Here is a 15,333-nt window from a genome sequence, read left to right on the forward strand (position 1 = left end):
TTTATTCGGCTCGCGCCCGCACGTGGATAGCCGCAAAAGGCTCATTCTGGACCAGCTCGACCAAGGATTCCTTGACCAGTTCGAGGACCGCCATAAAGGTCACCACCACCCCCAGGCGCCCTTCTTCCTGCGTAAAGAGCTCGACAAATGGCACAAAACCACCGCCTTTGAGACGTTCGAGCACATCGCTCATGCGCTCGCGGGTGGACAGGGCCTCGCGGCTGACCTGGTGGTGTTCGAACATATCGCCCCGGCGCAGCACCTCGGCCATGGACATCAGCAACTCTTCCAGGCTCACGTCCGGCAGCAGCTTGCGCGCCCGGGCTTCGGGGGCGTCGAGCTTGGGGACCACCACGTCGCGGCCCACGCGGCTCAGGCCGTCGATGCCTTCGGCGGCGGCCTTGAAGCGTTCGTACTCTTGCAGGCGGCGGATCAGTTCGGCGCGCGGGTCGTCCTCTTCGGCCTCGACCGTCTCCGCGCGCGGCAGCAGCATGCGCGACTTGATCTCGGCAAGCATGGCGGCCATCACCAGGTACTCGGCAGCCAGTTCCAGGCGTACCGACTGCATCAACTCGACATAGCCCATGTACTGGCGGGTGATTTCCGCCACCGGGATGTCGAGGATGTTGATGTTTTGTTTGCGGATCAGGTACAGCAGCAAGTCCAACGGCCCCTCGAAAGCCTCAAGGAAGACTTCCAGGGCGTCCGGCGGAATGTACAGGTCCAGCGGCATTTCCAGCACCGCCTGGCCGTACACCATGGCAAACGGCAGCTCCTGCTGGGCGCCCGCCTGGCTGTCGACGGTTTCCACAGCTGACATTCAGGCCTCGGCCATAAAGGGCGCAGGATCGCCGCAACCGACACGAATCACTTCAGGTTCGCCGTCGGCCAGGTTGATCACGGTGGACGCCTTGTTGCCGCCGTAGCCACCATCGATGATCAGGTCGACATGTTTTTCCAGCAGGCGCCTCATTTCGTAAGGATCGTAGAGCGGCTCGGTTTCCCCGGGCATGATCAACGACACGCTCATCAACGGCTCACCCAGCTCGGCCAGCAGCGCCAGGGCGATGGGATGCTCCGGCACCCGCAGGCCGATGGTGCGCTTTTTCGGGTGCAGCAGCAGGCGCGGCACTTCACGCGTGGCATTGAGGATAAAGGTGTAGGGCCCTGGGGTGTGGGCCTTGAGCAGGCGGAAGGTGCCGGTGTCGACCTTGGCGAACAGGCCCAGCTGGGACAGGTCGCTACAGATCAGCGCGAAGTTGTGCTTGTCATCCAGCTGACGCAAGCGTCTTACACGTTCGACTGCGCCCTTGTCGCCGATCTGGCAACCGATGGCGTAGGACGAATCGGTTGGATAGATCACCACGCCGCCAGCGCGAATGATCTCTACGGCCTGCTTGACCAGGCGCGCCTGGGGGTTTTCCGGATGAATCTGGAAGAATTGACTCACGGGTTCTACCTGTTCAGACGGTGGCAATAATGGGGTCATGCTTGAATCTCCCCCACAACAGCGGCAAATCTTCCGGGACCGCGCGGTACTCGCCGATCTCGGACCAGCCGCCAGGGCCATGAAAATCACTGCCGGCACTGACCAGCAGACCAAATTCGCGGGCAAGGATCGCCAGGCTGCCGACCTGTTCAGCGGGTTGATGCCCGTTGACCACCTCGATCGCGTGGCCGCCCGCTCCAATATAGTCGCCAATCAGCTTGCGGCGCTTGCTGCGGGTGAAATCGTAATGCCAGGGATGCGCGAGGCTGACCCAGGCCCCGGAGGCCCGCAGGGTCTCGACGGTGTCTTCAAGGGTCGGCCAATGTTGCTTCACATCGCCCAACTTGCCGGCGCCCAGCCATTTGCGAAAGGCTTCGGCGCGGTCTTTGACAAAACCCTCCCGCACCATCCAGTCGGCAAAGTGCGGACGGGCCGGCGCGTTGCCGCTGTCGCCCAGCTCCTGCTGGATGGCGCGAGCGCCGTCGAGCGCGTCAGGCATGCCTTTGAGGCTGAGTTTTCGGCTTATTTCTTCGGACCGCAGCCAGCGGCCATCGTGCAATTGCGCGATAGCCTCCACCAGCGGCGGCGCTTTTTGATCGAAACCGTAGCCGAGCACATGAATGGTGGCGCCGCCCCAGGTGCAGGACAATTCCACACCGTTGACCAGCTGCATGCCCAGGGCGTGGGCCGTTGTACGCGCTTCGTCGAGGCCTTCGAGGGTGTCGTGGTCGGTCAACGAGAGGACTCGCACGCCTTTTTCAAACGCACGCGCAACCAGTACCGCAGGCGCCAGGGCGCCGTCGGAGGCCGTGCTGTGGCAGTGCAAATCAACATTCACGGGGGTGTGTAACCTCAAGTCAGCTGGCGCTATCGCAACCAAGGATGTTTGTTATTATGCCGCCACATCCAGCTTCTGGCTCTTACTGTGAAACAATTCATCGACTTCATCCCGCTGTTGCTGTTTTTCATCGTTTACAAACTCGACCCCAGGGTCATCGATCTGGCCGGCCATGAGCTGACCTTCGGCGGCATCTACAGTGCCACCGCCGTGCTCATCATCAGCTCTGTCGTGGTCTACGGCGCCATCTTCATTTCCCAGCGCAAACTGGAAAAAAGCCAGTGGCTGACCCTGGTCGCCTGCCTGGTCTTCGGCAGCCTGACCCTGGCCTTCCACAGCGAAACCTTCCTTAAATGGAAAGCGCCGGTGGTGAACTGGCTGTTCGCCCTGGCGTTCATCGGCAGCCACTTCATCGGTGATCGCCTGCTGATCAAGCGGATCATGGGCCACGCGCTGACCCTGCCGGAACCGGTGTGGACACGCTTGAACGTGGCCTGGATCGCGTTTTTCATCTTCTGCGGCGCCGCCAACCTGTTCGTGGCGTTTACCTTCCAGGACTACTGGGTCGACTTCAAAGTGTTCGGCAGCCTGGGCATGACCGTGCTGTTCCTGGTCGCCCAGGGCATCTACCTGTCGCGCCACCTGCATGACACCGAGCCTACTACGCCGAAAACCGAGGACTGACATGCTCTACGCCATCATTGCCACCGATGTTGCCAACTCGTTGGAAAAACGCCTGTCTGTACGCCCGGCTCACGTGGAGCGCCTGAAGGTGCTGCAAGCCGAAGGCCGCATTGTGCTGGCCGGCCCGCACCCGGCCGTGGACAGCAACGACCCGGGCGACGCCGGTTTTACCGGTAGCCTGATCGTCGCCGAGTTTGCGTCACTGGCCGATGCCCAGGCCTGGGCCAAGGCCGATCCCTATGTCGCAGCCGGTGTCTACGCCGATGTGGCGGTCAAACCCTTCAAGCAAGTCCTGCCTTGATCCTGGCTGCGCCGAACCTATTGAGGCCGGCGCACTCCTAATTGCTCATTATTCTCGGTAACCTGCCGACAACATTCTGAATATTCGTGTGGAATCAGGAGTTCCGATGCGCTTACGTCAGTTGTGTCTGTTGGCAGTGTTAATGATCGGGGCTACGGCCCACGCTGAAGAAACCTCGAACACCGGCAGTTCCACGCCCCTGTCCTTGAGTGCCGGCGCCCAGATCACCGAGTTGCAGCAACGCTTGAAAGAAAGCGAGCGGCAGCGTGAAGAACTGGGCAAGCAACTGCAGAGCGCGGATGCTGCCCGCGAAAGCGCTCAATTGAGTCGCCTTCGCCAAGAGAACCAACGCCTGGCCCAGCAACTCAAAGATTCACAGGGCGTCGCCTTGACCCGATGGCTGACCGAGCAACAACAATGGTTCGTCACCGGTGGGGCCGTCGCACTGATCGCCTTGCTGTGCGGGATCTTCGCCAGCGGTGGGCACCGTCGCCGTCGACAATGGCTAAATTGAGTGAGTCATGAGCGAGCTGTTACTGATAGATGATGACCAGGAGCTCTGCGAGCTGCTGACCAGTTGGCTGAGCCAGGAAGGCTTCCAGGTGCGCGCCTGCCACGATGGCTTGAGCGCGCGCAAGGCCTTGGCCGACAGCGCCCCGGCAGCGGTTGTGCTCGACGTGATGCTGCCCGACGGCAGCGGCCTGGAGCTGCTCAAGCAATTGCGCAACGACCACCCGGAGTTGCCGGTGCTGATGCTCTCGGCGCGGGGCGAACCACTGGACCGCATCCTCGGCCTGGAACTGGGCGCCGACGACTACCTGGCCAAGCCCTGCGACCCTCGCGAACTCACCGCTCGCCTGCGCGCGGTATTACGCCGCAGCCACCCGACCGCCGTGTCCAGCCAACTGGAACTGGGCGACCTGTGCTTCAGCCCGGTGCGTGGCGTGGTCAGCATCGATGAACAGGAATTCACCCTCACCGTCTCCGAAAGCCGCCTGCTGGAAGCGTTATTGCGCCAGCCCGGCGAACCGCTGGACAAGCAGGAACTGGCGCAGATCGCCCTGGGCCGCAAGCTGACCCTTTACGATCGCAGCCTGGACATGCACGTCAGCAACCTGCGCAAGAAGATCGGCCCGCACCCGGATGGCCGGCCACGGATCGTGGCGTTGCGTAGCCGGGGCTACTATTACAGCCTCTAGAGGCAGCTATAAGTTGCAAGCTACAAGCGGCAAGTGAAAAGCTGTTACTTGCCGCTTCCAGCTAAAAACTTGCAGCTGCCGCCCCCCTTACCAAACCTTTACCCTCTCCTGACCGCCGCTGACCTTGATCTCCGTAATCTACTCACATCCGGACTCACCGGAATAGAGACAGGAGAATCACCATGCGCAAGACCCTTATCGCTTTGATGTTCGCCGCCGCCCTGCCGACCGTTGCCATGGCCGCAATGCCTGAAGGCCCAGGCCCGATGGGCGGCCCTGAAGGCCACATAATGGGTGGACCGGGCCACGGCGGTGAACACGGTCCGCGCGGCAAAGGCGGCCCCTTCAGCCAACTGGACCTGAGCCGCGAACAGCGCGAGCAAATCGGCAAGCTGATGGGCGACCAATGGCACGCTCGTAAAGACCTGGTCAAAAAGTACCTGGACAAACTGCCAGCCGCCGACCAGAAAGCCATGCAGGATGAAATCGCCGCCGGCAAGCAGAAAACCCAGGCCGACATCCGTGCCGTGCTCAAGCCTGACCAACAGAAGAAGTTCGACGAGATCGTCAAGAAGCAAGAACAGCGTCGTGCCGAATGGAAGGAATTCCAAGCCTGGAAAGCGCAACAGCCGCAAAAAGCGCAATAATGCACCCGCGTTAGCGCTCCCAGCCCAGTGGCCCCCGCCACTGGGCTTTTCCTGTTTGAGGGTTTCCTGTGCGTTCATTGTTCTGGCGCATCCTGGCCAGTTTCTGGCTGGCCATCGCCTTGGTTGCCGGGTTGTCGATCCTGCTTGGGCACATGCTTAACCAGGATGCCTGGATTCTCAGCCGCCACCCCGGTCTCAATAACCTGGCGCAAGAGTGGACCCAACTCTACGAAGCCCAGGGCGAGGATGCGGCCCAAGACCTGCTGCAACAACGCAAGCGCCAGTACCACATCGACGTGCAAGTGCTCAACGAAAGCGGTGAGCCGGTAGTGCGCGGCACCTTCCCTCGCCGCGCCGCCGCCTTTGAAGCCCGGCAGAACGACAGCAAGGAAGGCCATCTGCCCTGGCGGCGCCTGACCGCCGAGTACACCAGCGACAAGACCGGCGACACGTACCTGTTGATCTACCGCATCCCGCACCCGGAGCTGGACGAGTGGCACCGCAGCAGCCTGACATGGCCCTTGAGCGCACTGACGATTGCCCTGGTGGTGCTGACCTTGTTCAGCCTGTTCGTCACCTTGTCCATCACGCGCCCACTAAGCCGCCTGCGCGGCGCCGTGCATGACCTCGGCCAGGCCACCTACCAGCAAAACAGCCTGGCGCAACTGGCTAACCGCCGCGATGAGTTCGGCGTACTGGCCACCGACTTCAACCGCATGGGCGCGCGCCTGCAAAGCCTGATTGGCAGCCAGCGCCAGTTACTGCGCGATGTGTCCCACGAACTGCGCTCGCCCCTTGCGCGCCTGCGCATCGCCCTGGCCCTGGCCGAACGCGCCAGCGCCGAAGAACGGGAGAAACTCTGGCCACGCCTGACCCGCGAATGCGACCGTTTGGAAGCCCTGATCAGCGAAATCCTGGTACTGGCCCGCGTCGATGCCGACAATGCCAGCGCCGAAGACGTCGACCTCATCCCCCTGCTCAAAACCCTGCAAAAGGATGCACAGCTCAGCGCTCCGGACCAACTGGTGCAACTGCGCACCGACCCCGACCTGCACCTGAAGGGCTGGCCGACCATGATCGAACGGGCTGTGGATAACCTGCTGCGCAATGCCCAACGCTTCAACCCGCCGGGGCAACCGATCGAGTTGCATGCACAGCGCCACGGCGAACGTATCCTGATCAGCGTGCGCGACCATGGCCCCGGTGTGGAAGCCGAACACCTGAACCAACTCGGTGAACCGTTCTACCGCGCGCCCGGCCAGACGGCCCAAGGCCACGGCCTGGGCCTGGCGATTGCCCGACGCGCGGCCGAACGCCACGGTGGCAGCCTGATCCTGGCCAATCATCCAGACGGTGGTTTTATCGCCAGTATCGACCTGCCGTTGGAGCCGGGGGTTGCCACGCCGGTGTGATGATCTTCTATAGTGGCCCTTCTCTTACGGAGGGCCTTTGATGACTGACCTGCTGACTTCCATCCAAGCCGCACTCGATCTACCCCACACCCCGCTGACCTTCACCGAGGCTGGCGCCCTGCCCTCGACCTACGCTGTCACCGAACTGGCCAGTACCAGCATCGGCGCCGCCGGGCAGGCCGTCGCCCAGCTTGTGCTGGAGATGACCGGACGCTTACCCGGCGTGACCGTGGACCGACGCCTCGCCTCTTTCTGGTTTTCTTCCTCGATCCGCCCGATAGGCTGGCAAGTGCCGCCACTGTGGGACCCGGTGGCCGGCGACTACGCCAGCGCCGATGGCTGGATTCGCCTGCATACCAACGCACCTCATCACCGCGCCGCCGCCGAGCGGGTGCTGGGCAAGGTCGCCGACCGCGCCGAGATGGCCGGCAAGGTCGCGGCGTGGAACGCCGCCGAACTGGAACAGGCGATTGTCGACCAAGGTGGCTGCGCGGCGCAGATGCGTGCATGGCAGGCCTGGCAGCAACACCCGCAAGGGTTGGCGGTGAACGCCGAGGATTTGGTCCAACGCCAGACTTTCGAAACCACCACCGATAAACCTTGGCACGGCTCGGTGGCACGCCCGCTGGCCGGCCTCAAGGTGCTGGATTTGACCCGTGTGCTGGCCGGCCCGGTGGCCAGTCGTTTTCTTGCCGGCCTCGGCGCGGATGTGCTGCGCATCGACTCCCCCACCTGGAACGAACCCGGCGTGGTCCCGGAAATGACCCTGGGCAAACGCTGCGCACGCCTGGACCTGAAAACGTCCGAAGGTCGGCTGATTTTCGAGCGCTTGCTCAAGGACACCGACATCCTGTTCCACGGTTACCGCGCTGACGCCCTGGAGCAGCTGGGCTACACCGTCCCGGAACTGCAACACATCGCGCCCGGCCTGATCGACGTCAGCCTCAACGCCTACGGCTGGAGCGGCCCTTGGCGTAATCGCCGGGGCTTCGACAGCCTGGTGCAGATGAGCAGCGGGATCGCCGAGGCGGGCATGCTCTGGAAACACGCGGATAAACCGCTGCCGCTGCCGTTGCAGGCGCTGGATCATGCGACCGGGTACCTGATGGCGGCCAGTGCGATTCAGGCCTTGAGCGAACGGTTGAGATCGGGTCGTGGCGGCTCGTCGCGGTTGTCGTTGGCACGCACCGCGAAGTTACTCGTGGAGGCAGGCCAAGTGCCGGAGCAGCCTGGGTTGCGGACGGAAGAGTTGGAGGATCAAGGTTTGGTGGTGGAACAGACAGCTTGGGGCCAGGCCCACAGGCTGTTGCCGCCGGTAATCATCAGTGGCACACCCTTGCAATGGGATTTGCCGGCTGGAGAATTGGGCTCGCACCGGCCTCAATGGTGACTGTACTGCCGCTATCGGGAGCAAGCCCCCTCCCACACTTTGATTTGTGAACATATTCAGAATGTGGGACTTGCTCCCGATGAGCCCGGTACCGTCACCCCATCACAACGACAACACCCCGCTGTACAACCCATACGCCGCCAGCCCTGCACCGGCGATCACGCAGCTGAAAATGCCCTTCTCAACGTGGGTAAACAACGGCTGGCCCTGTTCGCGCTTGGCCAGGGCGAACAGGATCACGCCCGGCGCATACAACAGCGCCGACAGCAGCAGGTATTTCAGCCCCCCGGCGTAAAGCAGCCACACCGCGTAACCCAGGGCGATCAACCCCACCAGCAGGTCCTTGATGCGATGACGGTGCGCACCTTCGTAGGTTTCACCGCGCCCGCTCAACAGCACGGCATACGCCGCCGACCACAGGTACGGCACCAGGATCATCGACGACGCCAGGTAAATCAGCGTGGTGTAGGTGCTGTGGGAAAACAGCGTGATCACCAGGAAGACTTGGATCATTACGTTGGTCAGCCATAGGGCGTTGACCGGCACCTGGTTGGCGTTTTCCTTCTTGAGGAAGGCCGGCATGGTCTTGTCGTGGGCGGTGGCGTAGAGGATTTCGGCACACAGCAACGCCCAGGACAACAAGGCGCCCAGCAATGAAACCGCCAGGCCGATACTGATCAGCAACGCGCCCCAGGGCCCGACGATATGCTCGAGCACACCGGCCAGGGACGGGTTTTGCAGTTGGGCCAGCTCCGGCTGGCTCATGATCCCGAGGGACAGCAGGTTGACCAACACCAGCAGCGCCAGTACGCCGAGAAAACCGATCACGGTGGCCCGCCCCACGTCCGCGCGCTTCTCGGCGCGCGCCGAATACACGCTGGCGCCTTCAATGCCGATAAACACAAACACCGTGACCAGCATCATGTTGCGCACCTGGTCCACGACACTGCCGAATTGCGGCTTGCCCAGGCCCCAGATGTCAGCCGTGAAGATATCGGCCTTGAACGCCACGGCGGCGATGACCACGAACATCAACAGCGGCACCAGCTTGGCCACGGTGGTGACCTGGTTGATGAACGCGGCTTCCTTGATCCCGCGCAGTACCAGGAAGTGCACGGCCCATAGCAGCAACGATGCGCAGCCGATGGCGACGGGCGTGTTGCCTTGGCCGAATACCGGGAAAAAATAGCCCAGGGTGCTGAACAGCAGCACGAAATAACCGACGTTGCCCATCCAGGCGCTGATCCAGTAGCCCCAGGCCGATGAAAACCCCATGTAGTCGCCGAAACCGGCCTTGGCGTAGGCATACACCCCGGAATCCAGTTCAGGCTTGCGATTGGCCAGGGTCTGGAAGACGAAGGCCAGGGTCAGCATACCCACGGCTGTGATCGCCCAACCGATCAACACCGCGCCCACCTCCGCACGCGCGGCCATGTTCTGCGGCAGCGAGAAGATCCCGCCGCCGATCATCGACCCCACCACCAGGGCAATCAGGGCGCCAAGCCGTAGTTTCTGGGCCGGTTGAGACATGCAGACTCCTAAATAAAAATTGAGCTGACAACCCTGAACTCAACTCATTAAGTCAGCGAGTTTAGCGTTTATTAAAGACAGCGATAAAACCACCCGCTCATAACTCAACGGCATGACAGTTTATCTAGTTTAGGCTTATTTAGAATTTAAATACGGCCACTATTTTGTCGTTTCCCAGTCATTTATTGTCGCCTTTTGGAAAAACTTGCGCATTCAGTAAAAGGGTCTAGTTTCAAACGTCCACACCGCGAACTAAATAATAAACAAAAACGCAGAAATCGCTCTGGAACGAGACTTTGCGGGGGGAAGGTATTGCTCGCAGCTTTCCCCCTTAAGTCATTAATTCACAATGGAATGTGCCAATGAAGTGATCTGAGTCAGCTGTTTGATTAGCGCACGGAATTATTCTGTGGTCTCTCTTCTCCTGCATTGGAGTTATGCAATGTCTGAATCTCCCGGAAAACTTCGATTGGGTGCACTGGTTGCACTTGTCGTTGGCTCAATGATTGGCGGCGGGATCTTCTCTCTGCCGCAAAACATGGCCGCCAGTGCCGATGTTGGCGCGGTATTGATCGGTTGGGTAATTACCGCCGTGGGCATGTTGACCCTGGCCTTCGTCTTCCAGACCCTGGCCAACCGCAAACCTGATCTGGACGGCGGTGTCTACGCCTACGCCAAGGCCGGCTTCGGTGACTACATGGGCTTTTCGTCTGCCTGGGGTTACTGGATCAGCGCCTGGCTGGGCAACGTCGGTTACTTCGTACTGCTGTTCAGCACCCTCGGTTATTTCTTCCCGATCTTCGGCGAAGGCAATACGCCTGCGGCGGTAATCGGCGCGTCGGTGTTGCTGTGGGCCGTGCACTTTCTGGTGCTGCGCGGGATCAAGGAAGCGGCGTTCATCAACCTGGTGACCACCGTCGCCAAAGTGGTGCCGCTGGTGCTCTTCGTGTTGATCGCCGTGTTCGCATTCAAACTGGACATCTTCACCGCTGACATCTGGGGCCTGAAAAACCCGGACCTGGGCAGCGTGATGAACCAAGTGCGCAAGATGATGCTGGTCACCGTGTGGGTGTTCATCGGTATCGAAGGCGCGAGCATATTCTCGGCACGCGCCGAAAAACGCAGCGATGTCGGCAAGGCCACCGTGATCGGTTTTATCACTGTGCTGTTGTTCCTCATGCTGGTGAACGTGCTGTCCCTGGGCATCATGACCCAACCGGAATTGGCCAAGTTGCAGAACCCATCGATGGCCGCCGTGCTGGAACATGTGGTGGGCCACTGGGGTGCGGTGCTGATCAGCGTCGGCTTGATCATCTCGTTGCTGGGGGCGCTGCTGTCGTGGGTGCTGCTGTGTGCGGAGATCATGTTCGCCGCCGCCAAGGACCACACCATGCCGGAGTTTTTGCGCCGCGAAAACGCCAACCACGTGCCGGCCAACGCCCTGTGGCTGACCAACGCCATGGTCCAGATATTCCTGGTGATCACGCTGTTTTCCGCCAGTACCTATCTGTCGCTGATCTACCTCGCCACCTCGATGATCCTGGTGCCTTACCTGTGGTCGGCGGCCTACGCCCTGCTGCTGGCGGTGCGCGGCGAAACCTACGAAAACGCCCTCAAGGAACGCAGGAAAGACCTGTTCATCGGCGCGGTTGCGCTGATCTACGCGGTCTGGCTGCTCTACGCCGGCGGCACCAAGTACCTGCTGTTGTCCGCCCTGCTCTATGCCCCCGGCGTGATCCTGTTCGCCAAGGCCAAGCATGAACTGGGCAAACCGATTTTCACCAACGTCGAGAAGCTGATTTTCGCCGCGGTAGTCATTGGCGCCCTGGTGGCTGCCTATGGCCTCTACGACGGCTTCCTGACTCTGTAATTGTTGCTCCTTGGAGGATCTGTAATGACCACGGAAAAAGTTAAGTACGGCGTTCATTCCGAAGCCGGCAAACTGCGCAAAGTCATGGTGTGCTCCCCAGGTTTGGCCCACCAACGGCTGACCCCGAATAACTGCGATGAACTGCTGTTCGATGACGTGTTGTGGGTGGCCCAGGCCAAGCGCGACCATTTCGACTTCGTAACCAAGATGCGCGAGCGGGATATTGATGTGCTGGAAATGCACAACCTGCTGACCGACATCGTTGCGAACCCCGAGGCCCTGGACTGGATCCTGGAACGCAAGATCACCTCCAACACCGTGGGCCTGGGCCTGGTCGAGGAAGTCAGCTCCTGGCTGCGCAGCCTTGAGCCGCGCAAGATCGCCGAGTTCCTGATCGGCGGCGTGTCGGCCGATGACCTGCCGAGCAGCTTCGGTGGCAAGACCATCGAGATGTTCCGCGACTTCCTCGGCCACGCCAGTTTCATTCTGCCGCCGCTGCCCAACACCCAGTTCACCCGCGACACCACCTGCTGGATCTACGGCGGCGTGACGCTCAACCCGATGTACTGGCCGGCGCGACGCCAGGAAACCCTGCTGGCCAGCGCCATCTACAAATTCCACCCCGAGTTCACCAACGCGGACTTCCAGATCTGGTACGGCGACCCCGACCAGGAACACGGTGCCGCCACGCTGGAGGGCGGTGACGTCATGCCGATTGGCAATGGCGTCGTGTTGATCGGCATGGGCGAGCGTTCGTCCCACCAGGCCATCGGCCAACTGGCGCGCAACCTGTTCAAGAACAAAGCCGTGGAGCGCGTGATCGTTGCCGGCCTGCCGAAATCCCGCGCAGCGATGCACCTCGACACCGTGTTCAGCTTCTGCGACCGCGACCTGGTGACCATCTTCCCCGAAGTGGTCAACCAGATCGTGCCCTTCACCCTGCGCCCTGACGAAAGCAAACCCCACGGCATCGACATTCAGCGCGAAAAAACCAACTTCCTCGAGACCGTGGCCGCAGCGCTCAACCTCAAGGCCCTGCGCGTGGTCGAGACCGGCGGCAACAGCTTCGCCGCCGAACGCGAGCAGTGGGACGACGGCAACAACGTGGTGGCCGTGGAGCCTGGCGTAGTGATCGGCTACGACCGCAACACCTATACCAACACCCTGCTGCGCAAGGCCGGCGTGGAAGTCATCACCATCAGCGCCGGTGAACTCGGCCGTGGCCGTGGCGGCGGCCACTGCATGACCTGCCCGATCATCCGCGACCCAATCGACTATTAATTTTTTGGCCTTGGCCGCTGCTTATCCAGCAGTGGCCAAGGGGATAACCGAAACCTAAGGAGATCCATCATGGCTTTCAATATGCGCAACCGCAGCCTGCTCTCGCTGATGCACCACACCACCCGCGAGCTGAATTACCTGCTGGACCTGTCCCGCGACCTCAAGCGCGCCAAATACACCGGCACCGAGCGTCCGCACCTGCAAGGCAAGAACATCGCGCTGATCTTCGAAAAAACCTCGACCCGCACCCGTTGCGCCTTCGAAGTGGCAGCCCACGACCAGGGTGCCCACGTCACCTACATCGACCCGGTGTCGTCGCAGATCGGCCACAAAGAAAGCATGAAAGACACCGCCCGCGTCCTCGGCCGCATGTTCGACGCCATTGAGTACCGTGGCTTCGAGCAGGAAATCGTCGAAGAGCTGGCCAAGTTCGCCGGCGTGCCGGTGTTCAACGGCCTCACCGCCGAATTCCACCCGACCCAAATGATCGCCGACACCCTGACCATGCGCGAGCACAGCGACAAGCCGCTGCATGACATCAGCTACGCCTACCTGGGCGACGCTCGCTACAACATGGGTAACTCGCTGCTGATGATCGGCGCCAAGCTCGGCATGGACGTGCGCATCGGCGCGCCGAAAGCCCTGTGGCCCCACGAAGACTTCATCAAACAGTGCCAGGCGTTTGCCGAAGAAAGCGGCGCGCGCATCACCATCACCGAAGACCCGAAGGAAGCAGTCAAGGGCGTGGACTTCATCCACACCGATATCTGGGTGTCCATGGGTGAACCGGTGGAAGCGTGGGACGAACGCATCGAGCAACTGCTGCCGTACCAGGTCAACGCCAAGATGATGAAAGCCTCGGGCAACCCTCGGGTGAAATTCATGCACTGCCTGCCGGCGTTCCATAACAGCGAAACCAAAGTCGGCAAGGACATCGCCGCGCGGTATCCGAACCTGGCCAATGGCGTGGAAGTGACCGAGGAAGTCTTCGAGTCGCCGGCCAACATCGCCTTTGAGCAAGCGGAAAACCGCATGCACACCATCAAGGCGATCCTGGTGTCGGCACTCGCGGATATCTAAAGGCTACACGGTCAAATGTGGGAGGGGCGGTGCGACGATTCGACTTGCCCCCGATGGCGGCGGATCAGCTACAGATAAGTTGCCTGACATACCGCTATCGGGAGCAAGCCCCCTCCCACATTGGCCTCTGTGTTCACACCCATAGAAGGATTGCATTATGCGCATCGTCGTAGCCCTGGGCGGCAACGCCCTCCTGCGCCGTGGTGAACCCATGACCGCAGACAACCAACGCGCCAATATCCGCATCGCCACCGAACAGATCGCCAAGATCCATGCCGGCAACGAGTTGGTCATCGCCCACGGCAATGGCCCGCAGGTCGGCCTGCTGTCGTTGCAGGCAGCAGCCTACACCAGCGTTTCGCCGTACCCGCTGGACGTGCTCGGTGCCGAAACCGAAGGCATGATCGGCTACATCATCGAACAGGAACTGGGCAACCTGCTGGACTTCGAAGTGCCGTTCGCCACCCTGCTCACCCAGGTGGAAGTGGACGCCAAGGACCCGGCCTTCCAGAACCCGACCAAACCCATCGGCCCGGTGTACTCCAAGGCCGAAGCGGAAAAACTCGCCGCCGAGAAAGGCTGGACCATCGCCCCGGATGGCGATAAATATCGCCGCGTCGTGGCCAGCCCACAGCCCAAACGCATCTTTGAGATTCGCCCGATCAAGTGGCTGCTGGAAAAAAGCGCCATCGTGATCTGCGCCGGTGGTGGCGGTATCCCGACCATGTACGGTGAAGACGGCAAGCTCAAAGGCATCGAAGCGGTGATCGACAAAGACCTGTGCTCCTCGTTGCTGGCCTCGCAACTGGACGCCGATTTGCTGGTGATCGCCACCGACGTCAACGCTGCTTTTATCGACTTCGGCAAGCCGACCCAGAAAGCCATCGGCCAGGCCCACCCCGACGACATGGAGAAACTCGGCTTCGCCGCCGGCTCCATGGGCCCCAAGGTGCAGGCCGCCTGCGAGTTTGCCCGCCAGACTGGCAAAACCGCAGTGATCGGTTCACTCTCCGACATCGAAGCCATCGTCCAGGGCAGCGCCGGCACGCGCATCAGCACGGCAACACCTGGCATCACCTATCTGTGAAGTAGAGGAGATACGCCTATGGCCACCTTTGAACCCGGTCACCTGCACGTCGAACGTCACGCCCTTAACAAGGACGACTACAGCTACAACCTGTGCATCGATTACGAAGTCAGCCAGGACCCAAAGGAAGGCAAGGGCATGCTGTTCAAGCTGCACGGCTCGGTGCAGGGCAAGGATCTCAAGGAAGAGTTCTTTCTACCCAAGGACCAGGCATTCGACTTTGCCCGGCATGCGATGAACATCGCGCAGAAGTATGGGATGCCGAAGATTGCGGTGTTGAATGGCTCGATGCACAAGCAGTACGACCAGATGTTCGAGGATGTGCGGCATCAACTGGATGTGAAATCCGGCGACCCGGTCAAGCCTGAACACTTGGCGTAATGCGCTTGCACTGACATAACACTGTGCAAAATGTGGGAGGGGGCTTGCCCCCTCCCACATTTTGATCTCCATTATTTGTCAGATTTCACCTGTGCCCCGCTCCAAGGCATACTTGCCGCCTCCCGCTCTCCAGAATTGCTAACC

16 protein-coding genes are annotated in these 15,333 nt (G+C 61.1%); 12 read left to right on the plus strand and 4 right to left on the minus strand.

Features of this window, described 5'->3' with window-relative positions:
- Position 1 precedes the first annotated feature (1 nt).
- The 3 genes from FIV39_RS21345 to FIV39_RS21355 all read right to left on the minus strand — a co-directional run bounded on the left by FIV39_RS21345 (position 2) and on the right by FIV39_RS21355 (position 2,327).
- On the minus strand, positions 2 to 700 hold the full coding sequence (locus tag FIV39_RS21345; RefSeq protein ID WP_186731547.1) for a segregation and condensation protein A: 699 nt from the start codon (positions 698 to 700) through the stop codon (positions 2 to 4).
- A 120-nt stretch (positions 701 to 820) separates the two neighbouring features.
- Entirely contained in the window at positions 821 to 1,450 is a 630-nt protein-coding gene (locus FIV39_RS21350; RefSeq protein WP_090400538.1) for an L-threonylcarbamoyladenylate synthase, read from the minus strand.
- Between the two features lie 13 nt (positions 1,451 to 1,463).
- Positions 1,464 to 2,327 (minus strand): PHP domain-containing protein, encoded by an 864-nt coding sequence (locus FIV39_RS21355; protein ID WP_090400539.1) that lies wholly within the window; start codon positions 2,325 to 2,327, stop codon positions 1,464 to 1,466.
- Between the two features lie 87 nt (positions 2,328 to 2,414).
- On the opposite strand from FIV39_RS21355, the gene FIV39_RS21360 reads away from it, so the two are divergent.
- The 7 genes from FIV39_RS21360 to FIV39_RS21390 all read left to right on the plus strand — a co-directional run bounded on the left by FIV39_RS21360 (position 2,415) and on the right by FIV39_RS21390 (position 7,960).
- On the plus strand, positions 2,415 to 3,011 hold the full coding sequence (locus FIV39_RS21360; protein ID WP_090400540.1) for a septation protein A: 597 nt from the start codon (positions 2,415 to 2,417) through the stop codon (positions 3,009 to 3,011).
- A gap of 1 nt (position 3,012) precedes the next feature.
- Positions 3,013 to 3,312 carry a YciI family protein gene (locus FIV39_RS21365; protein ID WP_090400541.1) on the plus strand — a complete coding sequence of 100 codons (300 nt, stop codon included), beginning with the start codon at positions 3,013 to 3,015 and terminating at the stop codon, positions 3,310 to 3,312.
- A 106-nt stretch (positions 3,313 to 3,418) separates the two neighbouring features.
- A complete protein-coding gene (locus FIV39_RS21370) occupies positions 3,419 to 3,826 on the plus strand; it encodes a translation initiation factor 2 (protein WP_090400542.1) in 408 nt (135 codons plus the stop codon).
- 7 nt (positions 3,827 to 3,833) lie between these two features.
- Complete coding sequence (locus FIV39_RS21375; protein ID WP_090400543.1) at positions 3,834 to 4,511, plus strand: response regulator transcription factor; 678 nt, start codon at positions 3,834 to 3,836, stop codon at positions 4,509 to 4,511.
- 182 nt (positions 4,512 to 4,693) lie between these two features.
- Positions 4,694 to 5,158 (plus strand): LTXXQ domain protein, encoded by a 465-nt coding sequence (locus tag FIV39_RS21380; RefSeq protein ID WP_090400544.1) that lies wholly within the window; start codon positions 4,694 to 4,696, stop codon positions 5,156 to 5,158.
- Positions 5,159 to 5,226: 68 nt separating this feature from the next.
- Entirely contained in the window at positions 5,227 to 6,570 is a 1,344-nt protein-coding gene (locus FIV39_RS21385) for a sensor histidine kinase (RefSeq protein ID WP_090400545.1), read from the plus strand.
- A gap of 40 nt (positions 6,571 to 6,610) precedes the next feature.
- Entirely contained in the window at positions 6,611 to 7,960 is a 1,350-nt protein-coding gene (locus FIV39_RS21390; RefSeq protein WP_090400546.1) for a CoA transferase, read from the plus strand.
- A 102-nt stretch (positions 7,961 to 8,062) separates the two neighbouring features.
- Here FIV39_RS21390 and arcD (FIV39_RS21395) read toward each other — a convergent pair whose 3' ends face one another.
- Positions 8,063 to 9,490, minus strand: coding sequence for an arginine-ornithine antiporter (gene arcD / locus FIV39_RS21395; protein WP_090400547.1), 1,428 nt, complete (start codon positions 9,488 to 9,490; stop codon positions 8,063 to 8,065).
- A 442-nt stretch (positions 9,491 to 9,932) separates the two neighbouring features.
- Between arcD (FIV39_RS21395) and arcD (FIV39_RS21400) the strand changes: the two genes are divergently transcribed.
- From arcD (FIV39_RS21400) to FIV39_RS21420, 5 genes are all read left to right on the plus strand, one after another.
- On the plus strand, positions 9,933 to 11,360 hold the full coding sequence (gene arcD / locus FIV39_RS21400) for an arginine-ornithine antiporter (RefSeq protein ID WP_090400548.1): 1,428 nt from the start codon (positions 9,933 to 9,935) through the stop codon (positions 11,358 to 11,360).
- Between the two features lie 24 nt (positions 11,361 to 11,384).
- Entirely contained in the window at positions 11,385 to 12,641 is a 1,257-nt protein-coding gene (gene arcA, locus FIV39_RS21405; RefSeq protein ID WP_027605560.1) for an arginine deiminase, read from the plus strand.
- Positions 12,642 to 12,710: 69 nt separating this feature from the next.
- On the plus strand, positions 12,711 to 13,721 hold the full coding sequence (locus FIV39_RS21410) for an ornithine carbamoyltransferase (protein WP_015885593.1): 1,011 nt from the start codon (positions 12,711 to 12,713) through the stop codon (positions 13,719 to 13,721).
- Positions 13,722 to 13,878: 157 nt separating this feature from the next.
- Positions 13,879 to 14,808, plus strand: a complete 930-nt coding sequence (arcC, locus tag FIV39_RS21415; protein ID WP_090400549.1) for a carbamate kinase — start codon at positions 13,879 to 13,881, stop codon at positions 14,806 to 14,808.
- An 18-nt stretch (positions 14,809 to 14,826) separates the two neighbouring features.
- Positions 14,827 to 15,189 carry a DUF5064 family protein gene (locus tag FIV39_RS21420; protein ID WP_090400550.1) on the plus strand — a complete coding sequence of 121 codons (363 nt, stop codon included), beginning with the start codon at positions 14,827 to 14,829 and terminating at the stop codon, positions 15,187 to 15,189.
- Positions 15,190 to 15,333 lie beyond the last annotated feature (144 nt).

Origin of the sequence: Pseudomonas grimontii (assembly GCF_007858185.1) — a bacterium.
Taxonomy (GTDB): Bacteria; Pseudomonadota; Gammaproteobacteria; order Pseudomonadales; family Pseudomonadaceae; genus Aquipseudomonas; species Aquipseudomonas grimontii.

What these genes read in the sequence shown, in the direction of transcription:
- arcA (WP_027605560.1), top strand. Translation starts at nt 11,385, where the DNA reads ATGACCACGGAAAAAGTTAAGTACGGCGTTCATTCCGAAGCCGGCAAA.
- arcD (WP_090400548.1), top strand. Translation starts at nt 9,933, where the DNA reads ATGTCTGAATCTCCCGGAAAACTTCGATTGGGTGCACTGGTTGCACTT.
- FIV39_RS21410 (WP_015885593.1), top strand. Translation starts at nt 12,711, where the DNA reads ATGGCTTTCAATATGCGCAACCGCAGCCTGCTCTCGCTGATGCACCAC.
- FIV39_RS21370 (WP_090400542.1), top strand. Translation starts at nt 3,419, where the DNA reads ATGCGCTTACGTCAGTTGTGTCTGTTGGCAGTGTTAATGATCGGGGCT.
- FIV39_RS21420 (WP_090400550.1), top strand. Translation starts at nt 14,827, where the DNA reads ATGGCCACCTTTGAACCCGGTCACCTGCACGTCGAACGTCACGCCCTT.
- arcD (WP_090400547.1), bottom strand. Translation starts at nt 9,490, where the DNA reads ATGTCTCAACCGGCCCAGAAACTACGGCTTGGCGCCCTGATTGCCCTG.
- FIV39_RS21380 (WP_090400544.1), top strand. Translation starts at nt 4,694, where the DNA reads ATGCGCAAGACCCTTATCGCTTTGATGTTCGCCGCCGCCCTGCCGACC.
- FIV39_RS21375 (WP_090400543.1), top strand. Translation starts at nt 3,834, where the DNA reads ATGAGCGAGCTGTTACTGATAGATGATGACCAGGAGCTCTGCGAGCTG.
- FIV39_RS21365 (WP_090400541.1), top strand. Translation starts at nt 3,013, where the DNA reads ATGCTCTACGCCATCATTGCCACCGATGTTGCCAACTCGTTGGAAAAA.
- FIV39_RS21390 (WP_090400546.1), top strand. Translation starts at nt 6,611, where the DNA reads ATGACTGACCTGCTGACTTCCATCCAAGCCGCACTCGATCTACCCCAC.
- arcC (WP_090400549.1), top strand. Translation starts at nt 13,879, where the DNA reads ATGCGCATCGTCGTAGCCCTGGGCGGCAACGCCCTCCTGCGCCGTGGT.